Below are 19289 nucleotides of genomic sequence, written 5' to 3'. Positions count from 1 at the left end.
CGCAATCATGAAAAAAACAGACACGAAGGCAGCCGTAACGGGCGTGAAGAAGGCGACGAGGAAATCAACAGGCAAGCTGCCGCAGCCGGATACGCCGTCCATACAGACAGAGGAAACGCTCTCCGAAACGCGTGTCGCGAGCCTCGGCGAGCGCGCCTACCGGCGCTTGCGCGAGATGATCCTGGATCGTGAGCTGGAGGCGGGCGCGCTACTCAATGAGTTGCGTGTCGCCGACCAACTGGAAATGTCGCGTACACCTGTTCGCGAAGCGCTGATCCGGCTCACCGGCGAAGGCCTGCTGGTGCGCGCCGACGCGCGCAGTTTTGCGGTGCGCACAGTGTCTACCCGCGAGTTTTTCGAAAGCATGCGGGTTCGTGAAGTACTCGAAGCACAGGCGATCGACCTAGGCATCCAGCGGCTCACGCCCGCGGCGATCGAGGCGCTGGAAGAGAAGGTTCACGCGCTCGAGGTCGGCGAGCATACGGAAGTCGAGCATCGTGAGCTGGATGATCTGCTGCACAGAACGATTGCAGAGGCGTCGGGCAATGCCGTTCTCGTCCAGATGATCACGATGATGCGGCTGAATGCGCGGCTCTTTCGCGTGACGAGCCATCTTCACCGGCAGCAGGAGAATCACGTCGAACATTTGGCAATCCTCGCCGCGCTGAAGTCGCATGACAAGGTGGAAGCGCGCAACGCGATGATCAGTCACATTCGCGGACTTCAGGACGACGTTATCAAGGCGATAACGGGGTAACCGCCGCTGGGTCTTACGTTCGAAGATCCGAATTCAAATATGGATAATTAGTATATCTATTAGAAAAAAGCCAGTATTCAAGCGAAAAGGCTGAGTCCTGTACGGTACAGGACTCAGCCCAGTCAACTTTGACTTTGCGAATCATCCAACTTCGCGAGAGCCGTTCAACAAAGCGGGCTTTTCGCTAAGCCGGACTCAATCAGAACCTGTGGCGAATACCCACTGTCACGGTAGCCTGCTTGTTGGAACCCGAGTCGCCGGTTGCCGAGCCAATAACAGCGACAGCGGCCGTGCCCGACGAGTCTTGTGTTCCCGATGCGGTCGTGTAGCCAGCCCATGCGTAGAAATCCGTACGCTTGCTGATCGAGTAGTCTGCTGCAACAGCGAACTGGTTGTACTTTGCCGACGAATTGCCGCTCGACTTCAGGTACACGTAGCCAATCTGCGTCTGCAGCGGCGCCGATACCTGCCACACGGCGTACACCGAACCCGTGTTGTACTTCTCCGCCTTCTTGAATGTCGAGCTGGCATCTGCAGTGTATTCGGCATAGCTGTAGTAGCCACCCAGGGTCACCGAGCCGAACACGTAGTTGCCGCCGATACGCGCATTGTTGATCGACGCCGCAGTGGAATACGCTGCGTTGACAGCCGTGTTGAACAACGAATCCCACGTCGTCGTACCGCGGTTCGCGCCGCTGCCGTTGCTCAGGTGATAGTAGCCCGCTGCCAGGTTGACGGGACCGTTGCTGTATGCAGCTGCGGCGGCGTAGCTCTGACCCGAGCCCGTCGCGCCAGCCACTCCGCCCAGCGAGTACATGGTTTCGAACTGGAAGCCGGACCAGGTCGGCGACGTGTACTTGATCGAGTTATTGACCCGCGCGCTGTTGTCGGCGTTGTCGATGTCACCCGGCGAGATGAATACGCCACCGAGGAAGCCGTCGCCCTGCACCGGTTGAACCAGGTCAACCAGCGGATCGTATTGACGCCCGGCCGTGAGCGTACCCAACTTGTCACTGCTCAGGCCAACGAAAGCCTGGCGACCGAACATGCGGCTACCCTGGCCGAGCTTGCCGTTCGTCGAGTTGAAGCCGTTTTCCAACTGGAAGATTGTTTTCAGGCCACCACCGAGGTCTTCTGAGCCTTTCAAGCCCCAACGGCTACCCGACTCGTTGCCCGAACTCATGCTGAAGGACTTGCTGCCGCCGTCGTTCGAAACGTAGGTCAGGCCGGTATCAATGATGCCGTACAGCGTGACGCTGTTTTGTGCGTGAGCTACGCCGGTTGCGCCGAGCATGGCCAGCGAAAGAGTTGCCAGTGTGGTCGTCTTCATCTGCATCCTTGGGTTTTGGTTGAAGTGCGGGATGCAGAATAGCGGCCACGAAATTCTTACAAAAAAGTGTTGGCAAAAAACAACCGTCGATTAGGAATGGAAACTATATGTATTTTTTCGACATGCAAAAGAGGCTATGCAACGTACCTTTCTTAACTCTCTCGACTTCGCCGAAGGATTTCCTTAGCGTAAGTAAGATCATTCCTAAGGAGTCTGGATTGTCGTTGGTCAGGGTATCCCTACAAAAGAATCATCCACACCTGCTTGGATCAAGTAACCGAGAGAGTGAGAATCACATCACGCAAAATGGTGAGAGGTGTTTTTGTTCTGTCAAACTTGGTCTCCAATCTGAGACGGAGTGAAAGCGCGGAGTCTGCATAGTCGCCTACTGCCTGCTGTGCGATCGATCGGACATGAGGTTGTGGCTTACCTGAATTGCAGAAGGATGTGAATGGACATGTTGCAAAGTATCCGCGCCTTCGTGGCCGTCGCAAATGCAAACGGCTTTACCGCAGCAGCGCGACAGATGCGAGTTGGGACGCCGCAGGTATCGCGCGCCATCGCAGAGCTGGAGACACACCTGGGTTTGCGCTTGCTAAGCCGCACAACCCGCAGCGTGGCATTGACTGCGGCAGGTGATCGATACCTTGCGCACTGCAAGTTCATCCTTGACCGGTTAGAACTGGCGGAAGCCGAGGCGGCTGGTCTGTGCGCCAAGCCCATTGGTACGTTACGAATCGGTGCGGATCCGACGTTCGATGCTCACCATCTCGCGTGGCTCATTCACGGCTATCAAGCGCGCTATCCTGAGGTAACGATCCAAACGTCGCTCCTGAGCGGGAGTTTGGATGCAGCTTTGGATATTCACGACACGATACTTCTTTGCAATCCCGTCCCGCAAATTGAGCACATGGTGTTTGAGCGCGTCGGCGCAACCAGTACCGTACTGTGCGCATCACCGGTTTATCTGGCAAGCCATGGTGTCCCTGAAACAGTCAGCGAACTTCGCCGTCATAGGTGCTTGCAAGTCAGACATATGGACGACGCCTCCGAGCAATGGCTGTTCGAAGGACTTGCCGGACCCGAAGTGTTTTGCTGCGATCAGGCGCGGGTATTGACTGATACGACCGACGTACTGGTCAACGTAATACAGGAGGGGGGCGGCATCGGTCAGCTGTCTCTATCGCGGGCGCTGCCGGCATTGCGCAGCGGTGTGCTGGTTCGGGTTTTGCCGCAGTATCGGCTAGCAGCCCGAAACACGTACGTGTTGTGTCCTTCTGCCCACTATGGCGAGCCCAAGGTTCAGACATGGTTCGAGTTCGTGAAGGCTGCTTTACCGGGACGGCTTGCAGAAGATCAGGTTTCGTTGATTTCCCATAATTCGAACCACTCCGAATCGCCCAGTGCTTTTGAAGCTGATGTCGCCGCGGAAGTCCAGTCATAAAACGTAGACCGTACACGGCCAAGCCTGATCCAGATTTATCCATCACGTCATCACGCAGGAAGCCGTTCGGCAACAACAGTGATTACGGGCGTGGAAGCATTGGTAATCAACTCCGTCTTTGTCCCGGGTATTTGTCCATTCTGCGCCGAAGCGCGCTGGTTACACTCGCCTCTGCGTTTTCGCGCTTGCTGACCATCGAGGACAGAGGGGAAAAACATGATTCACATTAGTCGACACTGCCTGGTTGGGCGCAACCAGGTCCGGCAAATTCTTCTGGCCGCTGCGCTTGCGGTTGCCTGCAGTCTGCAAGGCTGTGCCACGTCGCTCGAGACGTTCGGGCTCGGCGCGGGTGTGGGGATAGTCGGCGCTTTCGGTCTGATCACCTGCGCTATCGGGTGCCATTGAGCATCGTCAACAGTATTCCTGCAGCGCTTCCCGATAGATGCGACTGCGAATGATCGAGGCCGTGTAAAAACGCGTGAGCCGGCGGTCTGTCGAGCGACTGGTGAGGCCGCGCCTTCGCAGCTTCCTGTCTTCCTGTTGTCTACGACTGAACTGATTGCGCCACGCCAACAAGCAAAGGCAGGCGTGAGATTACGCGCCTGCGAGCTTCATCGCTCGCAGTGTCTTTGCAAATCCGAGGATCTTCATGACGCGTTTGAGGTTGTACGCCAGCACATGCAAGCTCATTTCAGTCGAAACGTTCCCAAGCCTGCGCATCTGGAAGTGGGTTGAGCCCATCCAGTGCTTCAGCGTGCCAAACACGTGTTCGACCGTTCGTCGCCGTATTGTCATCGCGTCAAGCTGACGATCCAGTCTGCGTTGCATTCTGTCGAGTACCGCTTCGTGTTCCCATCGGCGAATGCGCCGATACGGCGCCGGCGTGCACTGCTTTCTGAGCGGACAGTGTGGGCAGGCAGTGCTCCAGTAGGTCCGCAGTTTCAGCAGATTGGCACTCTCCAACGAGGTGTAGCGGTATATCGCGCGTTGCCCTGCCGGACACAGATACTGGTCGTCTCTGGCGATGTAAATGAAGTCGGCCCGGTCGAAGCGACCGTCAGCCTTTGCACCGGAGGTTTGTGATTTGGGCACCAATGCCGTAATGCCCGCGTCGTCGCATGCCTTGATCTCTGGTGCGCTGAAGTATCCACGGTCTGCCAGTGCCTTGATTTTCTTCTTGCCCATCGCGTCGCGCGCCGCTTTGGCCATTGGGCTCAACTGCGTCCGGTCGTTGCCGACATTCGTGACTTCGTGGGTAACGATGAGATGGTGCCGGGCGTCGACGGCGACCTGAACGTTATAGCCAACCACGCCCGTACCCTTGGCTTGAGAGACCATTGAGCGTGAGTCGGGATCGGTCAGCGAGACCTGCTTTTCCGGCAGGTCGTTTAGAAGCTCCGCTGCGCGATCCAGATCGCGCATCTGTTCACGCAGCGTCTCAATCTTCTCCCGTAGGCGTTCAGTCTTCGCTTCTACCTCGGCTGGTTGAGTGCGATCGGCGGTCTCCAGTGCGTCCAGATAACGCTGGATGCTTTGCTCGATCTGCTCCTGACGTCGTGCAATCTTGTTGGGCGTGAAGTTGTTGTCGCGGCTGTTGACCGCCTTGAACTTGCTACCGTCGATGGCTACGACCGCTTGTGTAAACAGCTTCAGGTCCCGGCATATCATCACGAAGCGACGGCACACGTTGCGAATGCCCTCACCATTGTTCCGCCTGAACTCGGCAATCGTCTTGAAGTCTGGCGCAAGCCGGCCGGTCAGCCACATCAATTCGACATTGCGCTGGCACTCCCGCTCCAGGCGTCGGCTAGACTGCACGCGATTGAGATAGCCGTAGATATAGATCTTGAGCAGCACGGCCGGGTGGTAAGAAGGTCGCCCGGTGCTTGCCGGCGTGGTGCCTTCGAATCCGAGGGATGCCAGTTCGAGTTCTTCGACGAAGGCGTCGACAATCCGCACAGGATTATCTTCAGCGATAAAGTCATCGAGACACTCCGGCAGGAGTGTCGTCTGACTGCGTTCCGCACCTTCGACAAATCGCCCCATCTGCGCCTCTTGTTTCAGCGGGTTGATTTAGTCTAGGTGATCACGCGCGTTTTTACACGGCCTCGATCAATCGCAGTCGCCGCGCTCAAGCGCTCGTGAACGGCTTCAGGCCATCGCCGCGGTTGACGCTGCATTGGACCGCCCAGCGGCCGCCGAGCGCGGGCGCAATATAGCCGATCTTTTCCACCGGTTGCCTGGTGACGGGATGGCGTCCGTTGAATTCGATCCACCCGCCGCCTTGTTCGACCGCGCGCCAACTGGCCTCGCGGATCGCGGATTGGTCGTCGCCCGGCAGCGCCTCTTTGCGCAGCTTGCCTGCCTTGCCCGGATCGGAACCGAAGGCACGGAAATAGTCGTCCCGGTCCGCAACCACGATATAGAGATCGCGATCGCGAAAGCCGCCCTTGGGGTCGTGAAATTGGCGCACGGCATTTTCCGGCCCCTCGGTGTCGACCAGTCGGGCCGCACGCTCCGCCATGGCTCGAGCCTCGTTGGCACAGCCCTGCCGCAACCGGATATATTTAACCCCGTCGCTTAGTCGATCGGCACGGGCTTGCAGCAGACTCGCCGTTTCCACCGAGCCGCCGACCATCTCGCCATTGCTGTGAGTGATGTCGTCCAGCACCTCGACCGCCTGGGCAATCTCCTGCAAGCCGGTGGTCTGCTCGCTGCTCGAACGGGCGACGTCGCGCAGCAAAGCGGCCACTTCGCTGACCGCGTCGACCGCGCGCGACAGCAGATTCCGGCTGCCTTCGATGGCTTGCACCCCGTCGCTCACCTCGTCGCGAGAATGCTGGATCAGTTTCTTGACTTCCGCTGCCGCTTGCGCGCTGCGCTGCGCCAATGCCCGCACTTCGGTGGCGACCACGGCAAAACCGCGGCCGGAATCACCGGCTCGGGCGGCCTCGACTGCCGCGTTAAGCGCGAGAATATTGGTCTGGAATGCGATGCCGTCGATCACACCGAGTATCTCTCCCATCTCGTGCGAACGTTGCTCGATGCGCTCGATGCTTTCGACCGAAGCGCGCACCGCCGCCTGCCCCGCGACCGCATCGGCATGCGCGCGGGTGGACCGCTCATCGGCTTGCTGTGTCTGATCGGTGTTGTAGCGCACGGCTTCCAGCAAGGCCTGAAGCGAGGCACGGGTCTGCTCCAGGCTGGCAGCCTGCGATTCGGTGCGCTGCGACAGCAAGGTGGCATGTTCGGTCGCCTGTGCGCCTCCCATCGCGATCAGTTCGGCTTCGCTGCGGATGCGCGCAACTACCTGCGATAACTGGTAAGCGAGCAAGCGCGCCTGTTCACCCAGTGCCGCCAGCTCGTCGCGTCCCGGCAAAGACACGTCCTGCACCAGATCGCCATCGCACAGCGCATTTAACTGGGCTCGCAAGGTCGAGATCGCGTGGATCAGGCCGGCCCCGAACAGCCCGAAGATCACCAGGAACTGTGCCAATCCCAACGCGGCGCCATAGCTGCCGTACCAGCGCGTTGCCACGACGGCGCCGATGGCGCTCAGTGCAGCGATCGTCCACTGTACCCGCAGGTTCCAGCGGCGTAATGCCGACCTGAGAAGGAGAGAAGGGGCGTGTGTGGAGGACTGGCCGGCCGTAGCATGTGGCGTCTTTTTATTGGTTGACATGGATATTGCCCGAACCGTATGTTGGCTTTTGCCTTCGATCGCTGGACAGGTGCATGGAATGCAACCCGAGAGCACGTCGATGGTGTGTATGTTCTTGTGTGCCGGAAGACGCCTCCTTAAGCGCGGTTGTCACGGAACGCATCGCTCCGGCAAGCCACAGTCTCCCGTGAGTAGCTATGAGTGGCGCTCACCGCAAAAGGCACAAGGCCCCGCTCACGTGGCGATTCTCCCATGGCGGAAAGAGCGTGATTATCGAAAACACTCGCACTTCACTTCTATTCTGCTTATCGGATTCGAACAGTCGCTTCGTAGCCCGGAACAAGGGCCGCCAGTCGTTACGCTTCTGTTTTGATGGCACGACTTTGCATCACGAACTCAGCGGCAGATGTGTAGTGCGCGTTGTTTGCGCTACCGACGAAAGTTCGAGACCCGGCCCGCTCCGCCGGTTGCGCCGACTCCGAAATCACCTCCAACACCGTCAAAGGCGGCGGAACTTCCGTCCGGTAGATTTCGCGAGAAGGCGTTAGCACGCACACTGATGGCACCCACAGGGCGGCCTCGATCTGAATCCGGTTGAGGAAGGTTGGGCCAATGGCCGTAGGCGTTTATTTGGGTCGCTTGAATCATGACACTGACGCCCGGATTGCAGCCGTTATGCACTACAACGCTTTCTTCGGAAAATGCGCCCCTCGTGCCTATGCCTGTGGCGACCATGCCGTTGGCACGTACCACATCGCACTGGAATGAGGTGAAAACGATGGCGTTGACCGGGATGTCGACATCGACGATATCCGTCTCGCCGACACGAACGCTCAGAAGCCTTCCCGCCGCAAGCACGCCGTCCTGTATTGGACCGGTCTTGACGAAGTCCACCTGGAGTGAGAATCCGGTTAAACGGTCCGCTTCAGTGGGGACTGAAACTTTGTAGGGTACGGGACGCGAAGTATCGTCAATGCCCGCAAAGTTTCCGCCGCTTGCGCTGACACGCAGACCTACGCCGATAACATTGGTAGCAAATACCCGGCTGAAGCCCGGCACGGGCACGAAGATGTCAGTGAGTTTTGCTTCGCGTACATTCGATGTGCCAATACAGGCGAACGGGATATCGCGCTCCGCTGCGACGCGAACCGATCCTATCGTCGACCCCACGGGCATATCCGGAGACGCAGTAAGCGTTTTCGACGGGAGTACAAGATCCTGTGGCGCTGTGACTTTGAGTCGACAATCGGCGTGTGCAACTGCGGCACCCAGAAAACAGGTGGCAAAAATTGAAGCCTTCCTGAGTAGCTGGATGCGAAGCAACGTAGATAGTCGTGTCAATTTGAAGCTGCCTTATGCGTCGAATTCTCCTTGCGCAATAGTACAGATTCCACATTGAACCGAGCGTCGTTGATCCTTACCAAACCTGACCGGCATGATCCCGTCCTCGTCAGGGATCTGATCTCAGGTCCCTGCTTCCTGGGTTCAACGGCCAGTCAAGCGCTTGGCGAAATTTCAGCACTCGACGGCTCGGTCTTTGTCGCCGACTCATCGGCGAGCGCCCAGCGCCTCACGAGACCAGCGATGATGAGTACGGCTACCGCACCTGTCAGCGGCGCAAAGGCCATCATCGGGAGGATCTGACCGAGCCCCAGTCCCGCACTTAGGATTGCTGCGCCGGCAAACGCGCTGCCAATGGCTCCAAATCGCCCGAACGCGTGCATCCAACTCAAGCCGGTGGATCGGGCAACGGTCGGGTAGAAGCGCGCTGTCAATGCGTTCATTCCTGTGTTTGTTCCCGGAATGAACCATCCCCAGGCGAATGCAAGTATCTGCAAAGCCCAGAATGTCGACCCCACGCTATGGACTGCCCAGAGCGAAATTGCCGCCATGCAAAAGCTCACTGCGACCGTATAGTATCGATCGAAGCGATCCATCAGCCAGCCGATGGCAATCGAGCCCAGTGTGCCGCCCCAATTCAAAACCCCTACCATGACGGCGCCCTCGGCACTCGTATATCCCGCCTCCTTCGCCATTGTGGGTAGCCAGTTGTAAAGCAGATAGGTAACGAACAGCCCGACGAAATAGCAAAGCCAGATGAGGACCGTGCCGGCTACGTAGCGCTTCGAAAGGATTGTCCCGATAGCGCCACCTTTCACCACGGGTTGTGCTGGCAAGAAGAATTGCGTATCAGCAGGCACGTTTGTACGACCGATAGCAGAAAGAATCTTGCCAATCAGTTCGGGGCGCCTGTTCTGGACTGTCAGGAATGCAACTGATTCGGGTAGCCAGAGTATGAGAAGAGGCACGCAAAAAATTGCAAGCGTGCCACCGACCATGAGCATGGTGCGCCATCCGTAGCTTGGAATGATCCAGGCTGCGATGAATCCGCACAGGGCGGCGCCAACTGTGAAACCGCTATACACAACAGTCACAAGGAAGGAGCGCCGGCGTTCCGGAACGTACTCGGACCACAGGGCCACTACGTTTGGCATGACTGCGCCCAGGCCGAGCCCTGTGACAAACCGGATCGGCAACATCATCCCGAGAGATGTAGCGTACGCAGTGGCAAGTGTCCCAATGCCAATGATAAAAACACTGGTGGTGAGGACGCGTTTGCGTCCAAACCGGTCCGCCACCGGGCCGCCGACAAAAGCGCCGAGAGCGAGGCCGAACAATGCAGCGCTGAGTATCGGAGCCAGTGCTTGCTTGGTCACGCCCCATTCCCTGATGAGCTCCGGTACGGCAAAACCGATAATGACGGTGTCCCAGCCGTCCAATGAGATGATCAGGAACGCTAAAAACCCGACCAGCCATTGAAATGGACTAACTCTGCGCTCATCGATGAATTCGCGAACATTGATTGATCTTCCTGCTGCCGGCATTGTGTCTCCCAACTATGGACAATGTTTATGGATCTATATTCAGCTCAATGTTCACCCGAGACGGATCTGAAAATCCGTTTCGTCACCGTGTTGCAGGTCCCTCCCTTCCCTCGACCGCAAGCGGGCCAGTATTTGATCGCCGAAATTCAGCGTCCAGCAAGAAATTCCGTTCAGCATCGACAAATAAAATTTATCGCCCATCTCATCCGACGTCACATAACCATCGCGCGCGGCAGTCCTGGCCGCGCTCGACAAGAATTTCTATGGGTAAGCCGGAAGCCTTTTTTACTACGTCAGCCGGTGCGTCAGGCTAAACTGCGGCTCAATCCCGCATAAAGTTGGGTCGATTCGATATGAACATACGTTTTCTGGAGACCTTCGTCTGGCTGGCGCGCCTGCGCAACTTCCGCCTGACTGCCGAGCGCATGCATGCAACCCAGGCCGCCATATCGAGCCGCATTTCTGCACTCGAGCAGGAAATGGGCGTGCAACTGTTCGATCGGGGGTCACGCGAGGTCACGCTGACACAGGTGGGCACGAAAGCACTTCCATTTGCCGAGCAGATACTCAAGCTGAACCAGAGCATGCTCGACAGCGTCGGCGACCGGTCGAAGGTTTCCGGGCTGCTGAGGCTCGGGGCAGTGGAATCGATCATTCATACGTGGCTGCCCGATTTGCTCAAGCGCGTGCGCGAGGAATACCCGAACCTCACCATTGAGCTGACCGGGGATACGTCATCGCATCTCGTTGCTCAGCTCGCCAGCGGTCATATCGACGTGGCACTACAGCTCACACCGACAACCGCCGCGGAAACGTCGGGCATTGCACTCGGCAGTCTGCCGATGTGCTGGATCGCGAGCCCGTCGCTCAATATTTCGGACGAAACCCTGACTGAAGCGGAACTCGCCGCGTTTCCGATCATCGGATTTGCGCGGCACTCGCTACCACATACCTTTCTTGTCGGTCTGTTCGAATCGGTAGGCGAACCGGCTGCGCAGATCAATTGCATGTCGTCTGTCGCCGCGATCATTCACATGGTGACCGATGGCTTCGGCATCGCGGTGCTGCCGTGCGCATTCGTGATGAAAGACCTCGCGGCCGGGCGGCTGCAGATGCTGAAAGTCACGCACCGCGTTCCGGCGTTGCCATTGATCGCCGCGTATCGCCGTCATCCGGACAGCCGGTTGCCAGAATCAATCGCGCGACTGGCACTCACCGTCATGCTCGACTTCGCTCTCGCGAACGGCCCGCAATTCGCGCTGCTCCCCGAAACCGACAGCGCATCGTCGCAGCATTTCTGATCCGGAACGATGCCTACGAGCACCACGCCGGTCATTCCAGTTCAGCGCAAATAGCGCTTGCGGAGGGCTCTGTCAGCTTGGCGGGGAGGCGGATGCGTGCACCGTCATCCTCATTGCGGTAGTCAACGGTGCGGATGGCATTCCCAATCGTTATATGTCGGTTTGTCGATCGGCGTCAGTCCGGGAATCATAAACACTGTGCAGGTAAAACGCCGTCCCTTGCCGGTGGTGGCGTCGTAACTCACTTGCTGGCCGCCCAGGCCGTTCTTCTGCCCATACTGGACGTTGGCAATGACAATCTCGTCCGAAGAAGCCAACCCTATTGTTTTGGCGGTGGACGCCTGAACATCGATCATGTTCATCTGCGTCGTTCCGCAGGCCGACAAAACCAAACTGACGGCCGCCATTCCGATGACAGTGCGCATCGCGGGATACAGTTCTTTTTGCATGGTCATTCCTTATCGATTTGTTGAATCTTCACTCTGTGCGCTTGCTCGCTAACGGCGATGCATCCCGCCTTCGCCGAGGCATCCGGCGAAGGCAGTTGGATGACGTCTACGAATCAATTACGTCCCCGGGGTATAAAAGCTGGCCTGCAGTTCCGAGCCGACGTTCTGGATGTACGACTGCCAGATGAGCGCCATCGCCCCGGATGCGTTGACGGCCAGCGCGGGCCAGGAGGCGTCCTGCGGGTCCTGCCCGAACAATGTCGACGTACTCCACGCACCGTTCCGATAGCTGGCAGCGAGAACGTCCGACGAGCCCGCCGTACTCGCGTCCTGCCACGCAACCGTCACGTTGCCTGCCGCATCGATCACGAGAGGCGGATACTGTTGCGCCGTCGTATCCAGGTGTTCCGTCAGTTGATGCAACGGCCCCCAAGTTCCGCTGGCATCGGCAACACTCGCCTGCAGAACGACGCCGCCCTCTGCCCACATGACGGCCGCTACACCGTTTGCATTGACGGTCAGCATTGGCGTGGCGATGAAGCCACTCGGCTCCGTAATCTCCGGGGCGACGGCCTGAGCCGCCTGCCAGCCGGTTCCCGCTACGTAGCGCTGCGACATGGTGGTGGTGGAGATTTTCCCGCTCGTCACATCGAGTTGACCCCACACCAGCGTGATGTTGCCCTTCGTATCCATGCCAGCCGCGGGGAACTCGATCGTCGTGAACAGACTCGTGTCCGATACGGCTTGATTGACGTTGGTCCAGCCGTTGGTCGCATCGAACGTGGCCGTCCAGAGCGCCGACTGCGTCGTGTTGGTCTGCCTCCACGCGAGCACCGCGCTGCCGGACGGTAGGACCGAAATCATCGGCCTTACATTGTTGGTATCACCGGTGACGGCACCCGGGCCGGTCTGCGCCGGCATTTGAATCAGTGCCGTCGTCGACCACGTCCCGTCCGTCGTATAGCGCGTCCATGCGATTCGGGAATTGAGCAGGTCAATCGCCTGCGGCCAGGCGACGATGGCGTTGCCCTGGTCGTCGATCCCTGCTGTATACGTGGAGCTCGTGACGCTCGGCGCCACTTCGAATGGCGTTCCCCATCCTGTAGTTGGGCTATATGGGCGCGCCCACAGCGCATAGGCATTCGGCCCCGGCATCCATTCCGTCCAGAACGCAACCGCCTGGCCGCTGGCGTTGCCGACCAGTTGCGGCTGAATCGTGCCAGGCCCTGTCATCGAATGGCTGCCATCGCCCGTATCCAGGCGCGTCGGCGTTCCCCAGCCCGACCCGGGCACATAACGCGCGCCCCACATCTCGTTGCCGAGCCCGCCCGAGGGACCACTCGTCATCCACGTGACGAGTGTGTTGCCGTTCGTGTCGATGGTTGTACTGGGCTCGATTTCCGGGGCTTTGCTGTCCATCGCGGCTACTTTCGACCAACCGGCCTGCGCTTTGGAGGTGCCTCCGCTCCCGGGCGACGACGGAGTGGAAGGAGAACCGGGGTTGGTCGCCGATGACGAGGAACCGCCGTCTTTTGAAACATCGCTACCGCCGCACGCAGTCAACGTGAGGCAGGCAGCCATGACAATCCACGCTATGGGTTTCATAAAAGTCCTTTTTTATTCAATCGCAAACTGGCTTTTCCCAGCTATCAACTGACACAAAGCACGACATCTATCGATAATCGGGACACCCGTTGCTCGATTGCTTGCTCTATCACCTCAACTGAAAGGCAAGCAGGGGCTATACGGCACATCATTTTCATGTGCGCCAGATACTTATTTATTGGTAATCCTAATCGTGTAATGCAGCACCCACCGTCTTCACAAGTCGTCAAGATCAACGGCGATGGTGGGTTACATGCGCGTCAGGCCAAACAGCTCTCGCGGGTATTGCACATTCGTTATCGGGTGCCGCAGATCACGCGGCAGGATGAATGCGAACGGTGTCGTGGCCCGAATCAGGTTGCGCGGCTGCAGTCGAACATCGCGTTCACTGCATCGGCGCTGCCTGGCGAGGTTGACCTTTCCGGTTGCAAGATGGCGGATTAGTCATGCCGAAAGTGAGTATGTTTCCGCCGTTGATAGTGCATGTGTATTCTTTGCCATCTTTCGCTTTCAGATTGACATAGGTGTTCGTCCCTTCCGTGCGACGACTGGTTATCGCAATATCGTCTGGCGAGTACCCCAGCGTGCCCGAGGTGCTCGATTTAATCTTGTCGTCGGTCAGCATGTTTGTACTGCTGGCAATGCTTGAACAGGCTGATAACACTGAAACCATGATGCCTATGAGTAAAACGCCTGCAGACCGCATAAACCCTCCATTACTTGTTCTGATTACTGTTAAATTTTGGGCGCACGAATACTCCCGCTCGTTGCCGGCGTATTCGCGCATCAACTGTCTTCGGACTTTCAGCCGTATTTGTTGATCTCCTGGCGCAGCGCAATCTATTACGGACGAGATTGATTCAGGCTGAGCCGATGAAGCTCACCTGTATTTATGGAGCTGTAGCCTTTGGTATCGCCATGACCAAAGCGACCCCGCCGCCGAACCTGAATAAAATTGCCGCAGCCCTTATTGAATCCGGGTTAGCTAATTTTTCGGTCAGCGGTTTTGCATGGCACCACGCCTGAAATGTTAAAAATACATTCGATTTGAATGTTCAGACATTTCTCGTCGATCAAATGATATAGATCGTTCTAGTATAAAGTCAACGGGTTTCGAAGGGCATATTGGAGTCGTGAAACTCGACGGTGCGTCTCAAGCCGTTGAGCGACGCAGTACAAGGGGCCTCACGCTTCTGGATGCGCGGGATGGTTTGCCGTGATAACTCGGCGGCTTGCGGGAGAGTCGCCGATGCTTGCTGCTACGTCTGCAGCCGCTTCAGCACATCGGCGACTTCGCGGCGATGAGACGTGGCCAATGGCACGGATGCCGTTTACGATGGCAGAATTCAGGGCGCGAATTTTTTTGGAGGTACCGAGACATGAGCACTGAGAATCAACTGCAGTTTGTCATTGAGCCGCACGCCAACGCTACCCCCGCTGACCAGATCGCCGCCAAGCTGGTCAACCCGGCGTTTGGGCGCGTCTTTTCCGATCACATGGTCACGATCCGCTGGACCGAGGGTACGGGCTGGCATGACGCCAAGGTCGAAGCCCGTCGTCCGTTCGAGATCGACCCAGCCTGCGCAGTGCTGCACTATGCGCAGGAGATTTTCGAAGGCATGAAGGCGTATCACGGCGAGGACGGCAAGATATCGCTATTCCGCCCGCAAGCCAACGCCAGGCGTTTCCGTGAATCGGCCGAACGCATGTCGATGCCGCAACTGCCCGAAGCCGCGTTCCTTGAAGCGGTCGAGAAGCTGGTTGACATCGACCGCGCATGGATTCCAGCCGCCGAAGGTGCGAGCCTGTACATCCGCCCGTTCATGTTCGCTTCGGAGAGCTTTTTGGGCGTGCGCGCAGCGCACGAGTACATTTTCTGCGTGATCGCCTGCGCGGTGGGTCCGTACTTCAAGCCCGGCAAATCGGCCGTCACCGTGTGGGTGTCGGATAAATACACGCGCGCCGCTTCGGGCGGTACCGGTGTCGCGAAATGCGGCGGCAACTACGCTGCGAGCCTGATTGCGCAGACCGAAGCGTCTAACAAGGGCTGCGACCAGGTCGTGTTCCTCGACGCCGCGGAACACAAGTGGATCGAAGAACTGGGCGGCATGAACGTGTTCTTCGTGCTGGACGATGGTTCGCTGCGCACCCCGCCCCTGTCGGGCACGATCCTGCCGGGCATCACGCGCGCCTCGATCATCGAATTGGCCGCGCGTGAAGGCATCGCTGTCGACCAGTCGCCGTACTCGTTCGAAGCATGGCAAGCGGACGCCGCCAGCGGCCGTGTTAAGGAAACATTTGCCTGTGGCACCGCGGCGGTCGTCACGGCGATCGGCGAGGTCCGTCATGCCGGCGGCGAGTTCAGGATCGGCGATGGTGGCGAAGGCCCCGTCACGCAACTGATTCGCACCAGGCTCACCGGCATACAGCGTGGCAGGATCGACGATCCGTTCGGCTGGGTCCATCACGTCGCTTGAGCGATCTGGCCGAATAATATGGGCTGGGTAATTTGTCTGACGCGCGCCGCCGGGAGACGCTGGACTACCACCGCAAGTAGAGCGGAGCAAATACAGCACCTATACCAGCGGTTATGACAATGCCCAGTACGTACCAGGTACCCCAGAACGGTACGGACATCTCCGAGCAGTAAAGGGAGTACACGAGCGAACCTTGCGCGCCGGCGAGCAGCCCGGCGCCGGCGCCCGCCAGTGCCAGGCGGGTAGGTGCAAGCCCCTTCATGGCATGCATCACGGCGGCAAGTGAAGGCAGGGAGAGCAGCACGATATTCGCTGTGGCGACCCGCCATGTTGTGCCCAGCATCAGCTCCAGGCGATAGCCTGGCGGAGTCGCGATCAGCATGAGCGAGGCGACGAACAACATGGCAATGAATGGCAGTGTGACCGCGAACCATGCGAGCTTGACGGGTACGCCGGGGCGCCCAAGACGTCCGGCCAGTTTCAATGCGGTGATGAGTGTTGCCACCGGGAACGCGAGCCGTATCCAGAACATCGTCGTCAACAGCAATTCCGGCATGTCGCTGCGGATGCCGTAAATGATCACCAGCATCGCCATGCTGCCGGCAAGCCCCACGCTCAACGACCGATTGAGTCTCCTCGAAACGGAATTCGGCTCAATCGTCGTAAGACCATTCGTCAGCCTGAGTATCAGATCCGAAGTTCTCATGTTGTTCAGTGGGGAGGCCGACGATTCGACGAAAACTTCGGGTCAGGGTCTGAACGACCTGTCACCCAGCAGATAGTCAATGGATATCCGGCCTGGTCCCCAGGCTGCGATTCCCAATGCCATGGCTACCCAGGTGAGATGGATAGGCCAGCCGTCCGGCACCGTCAGCTCGATGATGCACGTCATCAGTATCAGGCCGGCTGCGGCGAACCGCGTTCCGAAGCCCAGCACGAGCAACACTGGGAACGTCACCTCGCCGCAGCCCGACAAAAATGCAAACACGGCCGGAGCAGGAAACGGGTACGGGCCGCCTGGCAGATGCAACTGAAACTCCTGAGTGAACAGATCGATTGCCGTGTCGTTCAGTTGAAGGAAGCCATGCCATTTGAGAATGCCCGATTTCCAGAACGGTACGGCCAGCGCAATCCGAAGCACGAGTTGAACGAGCCACGGTTGCGCGAGGTTTTGGATCAGCCGCTTCGCCGCACCAATCGCAGATATCACTACGCCTGGAAATGGCAGTTTTGCCTGTTGAGTGTCCGGTGTCATCTTGATCAATCTCCATGTTGAATGGCAGAAAAAACGCCAGCCGAGATCATCCCTGCCATGTTGGCCTGGAGATCGAAGGAAGAGGTTTCTTCAAATGCAGCAGCGACCGCTTCGCCCAGTGAGGCGCACGCGAGAAGGGTGATAAGGAACGTTGCACCGCCCGCCGGCAGACGCGAGACGATGACGTCCTGCTCCGGTCGTGTCACAAGTGCATCCTCGGGTTCGTTTGACCGTAGCGGGGAAACAGGACCATCCGTGCGGTTCATCGCGAAGATTGCGACGGCCGGATAGGCTGAGCGCACGATCCGCGCCGCGGGGTGCGGTCTGAAACGCAGCCCGGCCAGCGACGCGGCCTCGATATCTCCTAGCGCCTCGGTAGCGAGCACAGGCAGGTCCGCAGCGTGATAGGCATCCAGCCACGCACGCTCGACGCGCGCCGTATCCGCAAGCCACGGCATTTCGCGGGCATATTCGTAGGACTCGATGAAAGCAGGAAAATCCCGCCCGTACTCGAACAGTAACGGCGAAACGGGAGGCGTCTCGCGGATATGGAAACGGGCCATCGCCCTGAAGAAATCGACGCCGGTGATGCGCTGAATAGCGGGGTAGATCGCTGCCAGTGCGTCAATGAGGCTGACCGTGACGTTGTTGCGATAAACGTTGTAGCGCTTCACTACGCGCTTCCCTGGTGCGGCTACGAGGTCTTCAGGCGCTGCGATCGCTGGGTCTATCAGTCCCGGTGCAAATGCTGTGGCGTACTGGCATGAACGGTTTTCAGGCGTCATGGTTGAGTTCCTGCGCGAGTGACATTCCGTGCTCTGCCATGATTTGCCGTGCTGTCGTTGCCTGATCCCGCAACACGGGCCATGCGGGAAGATTGCTATCCCATTCGATCAGTGCCGGCCTCGGGCCAATCCGCGATACGACATGCCTATAGAGATTCCACACTGGGTCGGAGATGGCGCGGTCGTGGCTATCGATAAGCAGCAGTTCGTTTTCATCGTCGCGTTGCTCGCTGTGCCCGGCCAGATGTATTTCGCCCACGGTCCCAAGGGGCAATCCGTCAAGGTATGCGGCGGCGGAGAAACCGTGATTGATTGCCGAAACAAAAACGTTATTGACGTCCAGTAGCAAGCCGCAGCCAGTACGTTGAACGACGGCCCGAATGAATTCGGTTTCGCTCATTGTCGACGACTCGAAAGCCACATAGGTCGACGGATTCTCAAGAAGCATGGGGCGTTTGATTGCGTGCTGAACCTGGTCGATGTGGTCGCACACATGCTCGAGCGTTTCTTTCGTGTACGGCAAAGGCAGAAGGTCGTTAAAAAACGTTCCGCCATGTGAAGACCACGCCAGATGCTCGGACACCAGCTTGGGTTCGTAGCGTGCAAGCAGATCGCGAAAGCGTGCGAGATGAGCAGCGTCCAGCGCATGAGGGCCGCCGATCGACATACACACGCCGTGAATGGAGATCGGGTAGTTCTCGCGGATAGCCGCAAGCGCCCGATGTGGCGGACCGCCAGCGCCCATATAGTTTTCAGCGTGGACTTCGAAGAAGCCGTCTTTCAACCCGTCCGCGAGAATCGAGGCAAGATGTTCATGCTTGAAACTGGTGCCGACAAACTGCCGTTCCGCAGCGGTCACACCGGAGGGGCAGCCGCGCTCGTCGATTCCGGCTGGCGTTGTTCGGGTGAAATCGGTCATGGCCGCCCCTTTCCTGTTGTCGTTTGCCGGATCAGGACTTCAGCGCGGTGAGCGAGCCATGGCCGCCACCCGGCACGGCGATACTCGTGCAGGTGCCACCTTGAACGAACTTCCATGAGTTGCCCTGGAAATCCATTGCGGACGTACCTTGACACGTGGTGCCAGGACCGGCGGCGCAATCGTTCTGCCCTTTCAGGGCGACGCCGTAGCACTTTTCCTTGTGCGCGGCGACAGCGGCGCTTGCCTCCGCGCTCGTCAGCGGTGCAGCGTGGGCGACGGATGCGAGCAGGCTCGCGACTACGCCGGCGAGGAGGGCGGAACTGACAGTGGCTTTAGCGGACATGGAATTTCTCCAGAAGTTGAGATAGAGGAGTACCCGTGCTGGATACATCATCTAATTCGTGGACTGGAGACGTCCGGT

Annotated in this window: 18 protein-coding genes; 5 read left to right on the top strand and 13 right to left on the bottom strand. The window is 58.4% G+C overall.

The window, feature by feature from the left end; translation table 11 throughout:
* Positions 1 to 7: 7 nt before the first annotated feature.
* Entirely contained in the window at positions 8 to 757 is a 750-nt protein-coding gene (locus M0D66_RS29830; protein ID WP_211707292.1) for a GntR family transcriptional regulator, read from the top strand.
* 199 nt (positions 758 to 956) lie between these two features.
* Here the strand turns inward: M0D66_RS29830 and M0D66_RS29825 are convergent, their stop codons facing one another.
* Positions 957 to 2087, bottom strand: a complete 1131-nt coding sequence (locus M0D66_RS29825; protein ID WP_211702441.1) for a porin — start codon at positions 2085 to 2087, stop codon at positions 957 to 959.
* 451 nt (positions 2088 to 2538) lie between these two features.
* On the opposite strand from M0D66_RS29825, the gene M0D66_RS29820 reads away from it, so the two are divergent.
* Positions 2539 to 3531 (top strand): LysR family transcriptional regulator, encoded by a 993-nt coding sequence (locus tag M0D66_RS29820; protein WP_266212412.1) that lies wholly within the window; start codon positions 2539 to 2541, stop codon positions 3529 to 3531.
* Positions 3532 to 4125: 594 nt separating this feature from the next.
* Here M0D66_RS29820 and M0D66_RS29815 read toward each other — a convergent pair.
* The 4 genes from M0D66_RS29815 to M0D66_RS29800 form a co-directional block, all read right to left on the bottom strand.
* Positions 4126 to 5577 (bottom strand): IS1182 family transposase, encoded by a 1452-nt coding sequence (locus tag M0D66_RS29815; RefSeq protein ID WP_266212411.1) that lies wholly within the window; start codon positions 5575 to 5577, stop codon positions 4126 to 4128.
* Between the two features lie 85 nt (positions 5578 to 5662).
* Positions 5663 to 7213, bottom strand: a complete 1551-nt coding sequence (locus tag M0D66_RS29810; RefSeq protein ID WP_266212410.1) for a methyl-accepting chemotaxis protein — start codon at positions 7211 to 7213, stop codon at positions 5663 to 5665.
* 408 nt (positions 7214 to 7621) lie between these two features.
* A complete protein-coding gene (locus M0D66_RS29805; RefSeq protein ID WP_256457525.1) occupies positions 7622 to 8362 on the bottom strand; it encodes a hypothetical protein in 741 nt (246 codons plus the stop codon).
* Positions 8363 to 8688: 326 nt separating this feature from the next.
* Complete coding sequence (locus M0D66_RS29800; protein WP_266212409.1) at positions 8689 to 10077, bottom strand: MFS transporter; 1389 nt, start codon at positions 10075 to 10077, stop codon at positions 8689 to 8691.
* 353 nt (positions 10078 to 10430) lie between these two features.
* On the opposite strand from M0D66_RS29800, the gene M0D66_RS29795 reads away from it, so the two are divergent.
* Complete coding sequence (locus M0D66_RS29795; RefSeq protein WP_266212408.1) at positions 10431 to 11378, top strand: LysR family transcriptional regulator; 948 nt, start codon at positions 10431 to 10433, stop codon at positions 11376 to 11378.
* Between the two features lie 122 nt (positions 11379 to 11500).
* Here the strand turns inward: M0D66_RS29795 and M0D66_RS29790 are convergent, their stop codons facing one another.
* The 3 genes from M0D66_RS29790 to M0D66_RS29780 form a co-directional block, all read right to left on the bottom strand.
* Complete coding sequence (locus M0D66_RS29790; protein WP_093635317.1) at positions 11501 to 11827, bottom strand: hypothetical protein; 327 nt, start codon at positions 11825 to 11827, stop codon at positions 11501 to 11503.
* 117 nt (positions 11828 to 11944) lie between these two features.
* On the bottom strand, positions 11945 to 13432 hold the full coding sequence (locus tag M0D66_RS29785; protein WP_266212407.1) for a hypothetical protein: 1488 nt from the start codon (positions 13430 to 13432) through the stop codon (positions 11945 to 11947).
* A 385-nt stretch (positions 13433 to 13817) separates the two neighbouring features.
* Entirely contained in the window at positions 13818 to 14057 is a 240-nt protein-coding gene (locus tag M0D66_RS29780) for a hypothetical protein (protein ID WP_266212406.1), read from the bottom strand.
* Between the two features lie 248 nt (positions 14058 to 14305).
* Between M0D66_RS29780 and M0D66_RS29775 the strand changes: the two genes are divergently transcribed.
* Positions 14306 to 14458 (top strand): hypothetical protein, encoded by a 153-nt coding sequence (locus tag M0D66_RS29775; RefSeq protein ID WP_211707286.1) that lies wholly within the window; start codon positions 14306 to 14308, stop codon positions 14456 to 14458.
* 353 nt (positions 14459 to 14811) lie between these two features.
* Positions 14812 to 15909 carry a branched-chain amino acid aminotransferase gene (locus M0D66_RS29770; RefSeq protein WP_266212405.1) on the top strand — a complete coding sequence of 366 codons (1098 nt, stop codon included), beginning with the start codon at positions 14812 to 14814 and terminating at the stop codon, positions 15907 to 15909.
* A 64-nt stretch (positions 15910 to 15973) separates the two neighbouring features.
* On the opposite strand, the gene M0D66_RS29765 is transcribed toward M0D66_RS29770, so the two are convergent.
* The 5 genes from M0D66_RS29765 to M0D66_RS29745 are packed head-to-tail and all read right to left on the bottom strand — an operon-like array spanning position 15974 to position 19211.
* Positions 15974 to 16615, bottom strand: a complete 642-nt coding sequence (locus M0D66_RS29765; RefSeq protein ID WP_200653174.1) for a DUF1109 domain-containing protein — start codon at positions 16613 to 16615, stop codon at positions 15974 to 15976.
* A 42-nt stretch (positions 16616 to 16657) separates the two neighbouring features.
* Positions 16658 to 17164: a DoxX family protein gene (locus tag M0D66_RS29760; RefSeq protein ID WP_093635322.1), complete on the bottom strand. Its 507-nt coding sequence runs from the start codon at positions 17162 to 17164 to the stop codon at positions 16658 to 16660.
* 5 nt (positions 17165 to 17169) lie between these two features.
* Positions 17170 to 17949, bottom strand: a complete 780-nt coding sequence (locus tag M0D66_RS29755; RefSeq protein ID WP_211707285.1) for a DNA-binding domain-containing protein — start codon at positions 17947 to 17949, stop codon at positions 17170 to 17172.
* The gene (locus tag M0D66_RS29750; protein ID WP_266212404.1) at positions 17939 to 18868 is read right to left on the bottom strand and encodes a DUF692 domain-containing protein; all 930 of its coding nucleotides are present in this window, start codon (positions 18866 to 18868) and stop codon (positions 17939 to 17941) included. The genes M0D66_RS29755 and M0D66_RS29750 overlap by 11 nt, the downstream gene beginning before the upstream one ends.
* Before the next feature lie 31 nt (positions 18869 to 18899).
* Complete coding sequence (locus M0D66_RS29745) at positions 18900 to 19211, bottom strand: DUF2282 domain-containing protein (protein ID WP_054041172.1); 312 nt, start codon at positions 19209 to 19211, stop codon at positions 18900 to 18902.
* Between the last annotated feature and the right edge of the window lie 78 nt (positions 19212 to 19289).

It is taken from the genome of Paraburkholderia sp. SECH2 (assembly GCF_030464795.1).
GTDB classification, from domain to species: domain Bacteria; phylum Pseudomonadota; class Gammaproteobacteria; order Burkholderiales; family Burkholderiaceae; genus Paraburkholderia; species Paraburkholderia aspalathi.
The sequence above is the reverse complement of the archived record's forward strand: the minus strand, read 5'-3'. Positions and strand labels throughout refer to the sequence as shown.

Coding starts and splice junctions, on each gene's coding strand:
- M0D66_RS29800 (WP_266212409.1), bottom strand. CDS start 10,077: ATGCCGGCAGCAGGAAGATCAATCAATGTTCGCGAATTCATCGATGAG.
- M0D66_RS29745 (WP_054041172.1), bottom strand. CDS start 19,211: ATGTCCGCTAAAGCCACTGTCAGTTCCGCCCTCCTCGCCGGCGTAGTC.
- M0D66_RS29760 (WP_093635322.1), bottom strand. CDS start 17,164: ATGACACCGGACACTCAACAGGCAAAACTGCCATTTCCAGGCGTAGTG.
- M0D66_RS29815 (WP_266212411.1), bottom strand. CDS start 5,577: ATGGGGCGATTTGTCGAAGGTGCGGAACGCAGTCAGACGACACTCCTG.
- M0D66_RS29780 (WP_266212406.1), bottom strand. CDS start 14,057: ATGCTGACCGACGACAAGATTAAATCGAGCACCTCGGGCACGCTGGGG.
- M0D66_RS29830 (WP_211707292.1), top strand. CDS start 8: ATGAAAAAAACAGACACGAAGGCAGCCGTAACGGGCGTGAAGAAGGCG.
- M0D66_RS29820 (WP_266212412.1), top strand. CDS start 2,539: ATGGACATGTTGCAAAGTATCCGCGCCTTCGTGGCCGTCGCAAATGCA.
- M0D66_RS29825 (WP_211702441.1), bottom strand. CDS start 2,087: ATGAAGACGACCACACTGGCAACTCTTTCGCTGGCCATGCTCGGCGCA.
- M0D66_RS29755 (WP_211707285.1), bottom strand. CDS start 17,949: ATGACGCCTGAAAACCGTTCATGCCAGTACGCCACAGCATTTGCACCG.
- M0D66_RS29790 (WP_093635317.1), bottom strand. CDS start 11,827: ATGCAAAAAGAACTGTATCCCGCGATGCGCACTGTCATCGGAATGGCG.
- M0D66_RS29750 (WP_266212404.1), bottom strand. CDS start 18,868: ATGACCGATTTCACCCGAACAACGCCAGCCGGAATCGACGAGCGCGGC.
- M0D66_RS29785 (WP_266212407.1), bottom strand. CDS start 13,432: ATGAAACCCATAGCGTGGATTGTCATGGCTGCCTGCCTCACGTTGACT.
- M0D66_RS29765 (WP_200653174.1), bottom strand. CDS start 16,615: ATGAGAACTTCGGATCTGATACTCAGGCTGACGAATGGTCTTACGACG.
- M0D66_RS29810 (WP_266212410.1), bottom strand. CDS start 7,213: ATGTCAACCAATAAAAAGACGCCACATGCTACGGCCGGCCAGTCCTCC.
- M0D66_RS29795 (WP_266212408.1), top strand. CDS start 10,431: ATGAACATACGTTTTCTGGAGACCTTCGTCTGGCTGGCGCGCCTGCGC.
- M0D66_RS29770 (WP_266212405.1), top strand. CDS start 14,812: ATGAGCACTGAGAATCAACTGCAGTTTGTCATTGAGCCGCACGCCAAC.
- M0D66_RS29775 (WP_211707286.1), top strand. CDS start 14,306: ATGAAGCTCACCTGTATTTATGGAGCTGTAGCCTTTGGTATCGCCATG.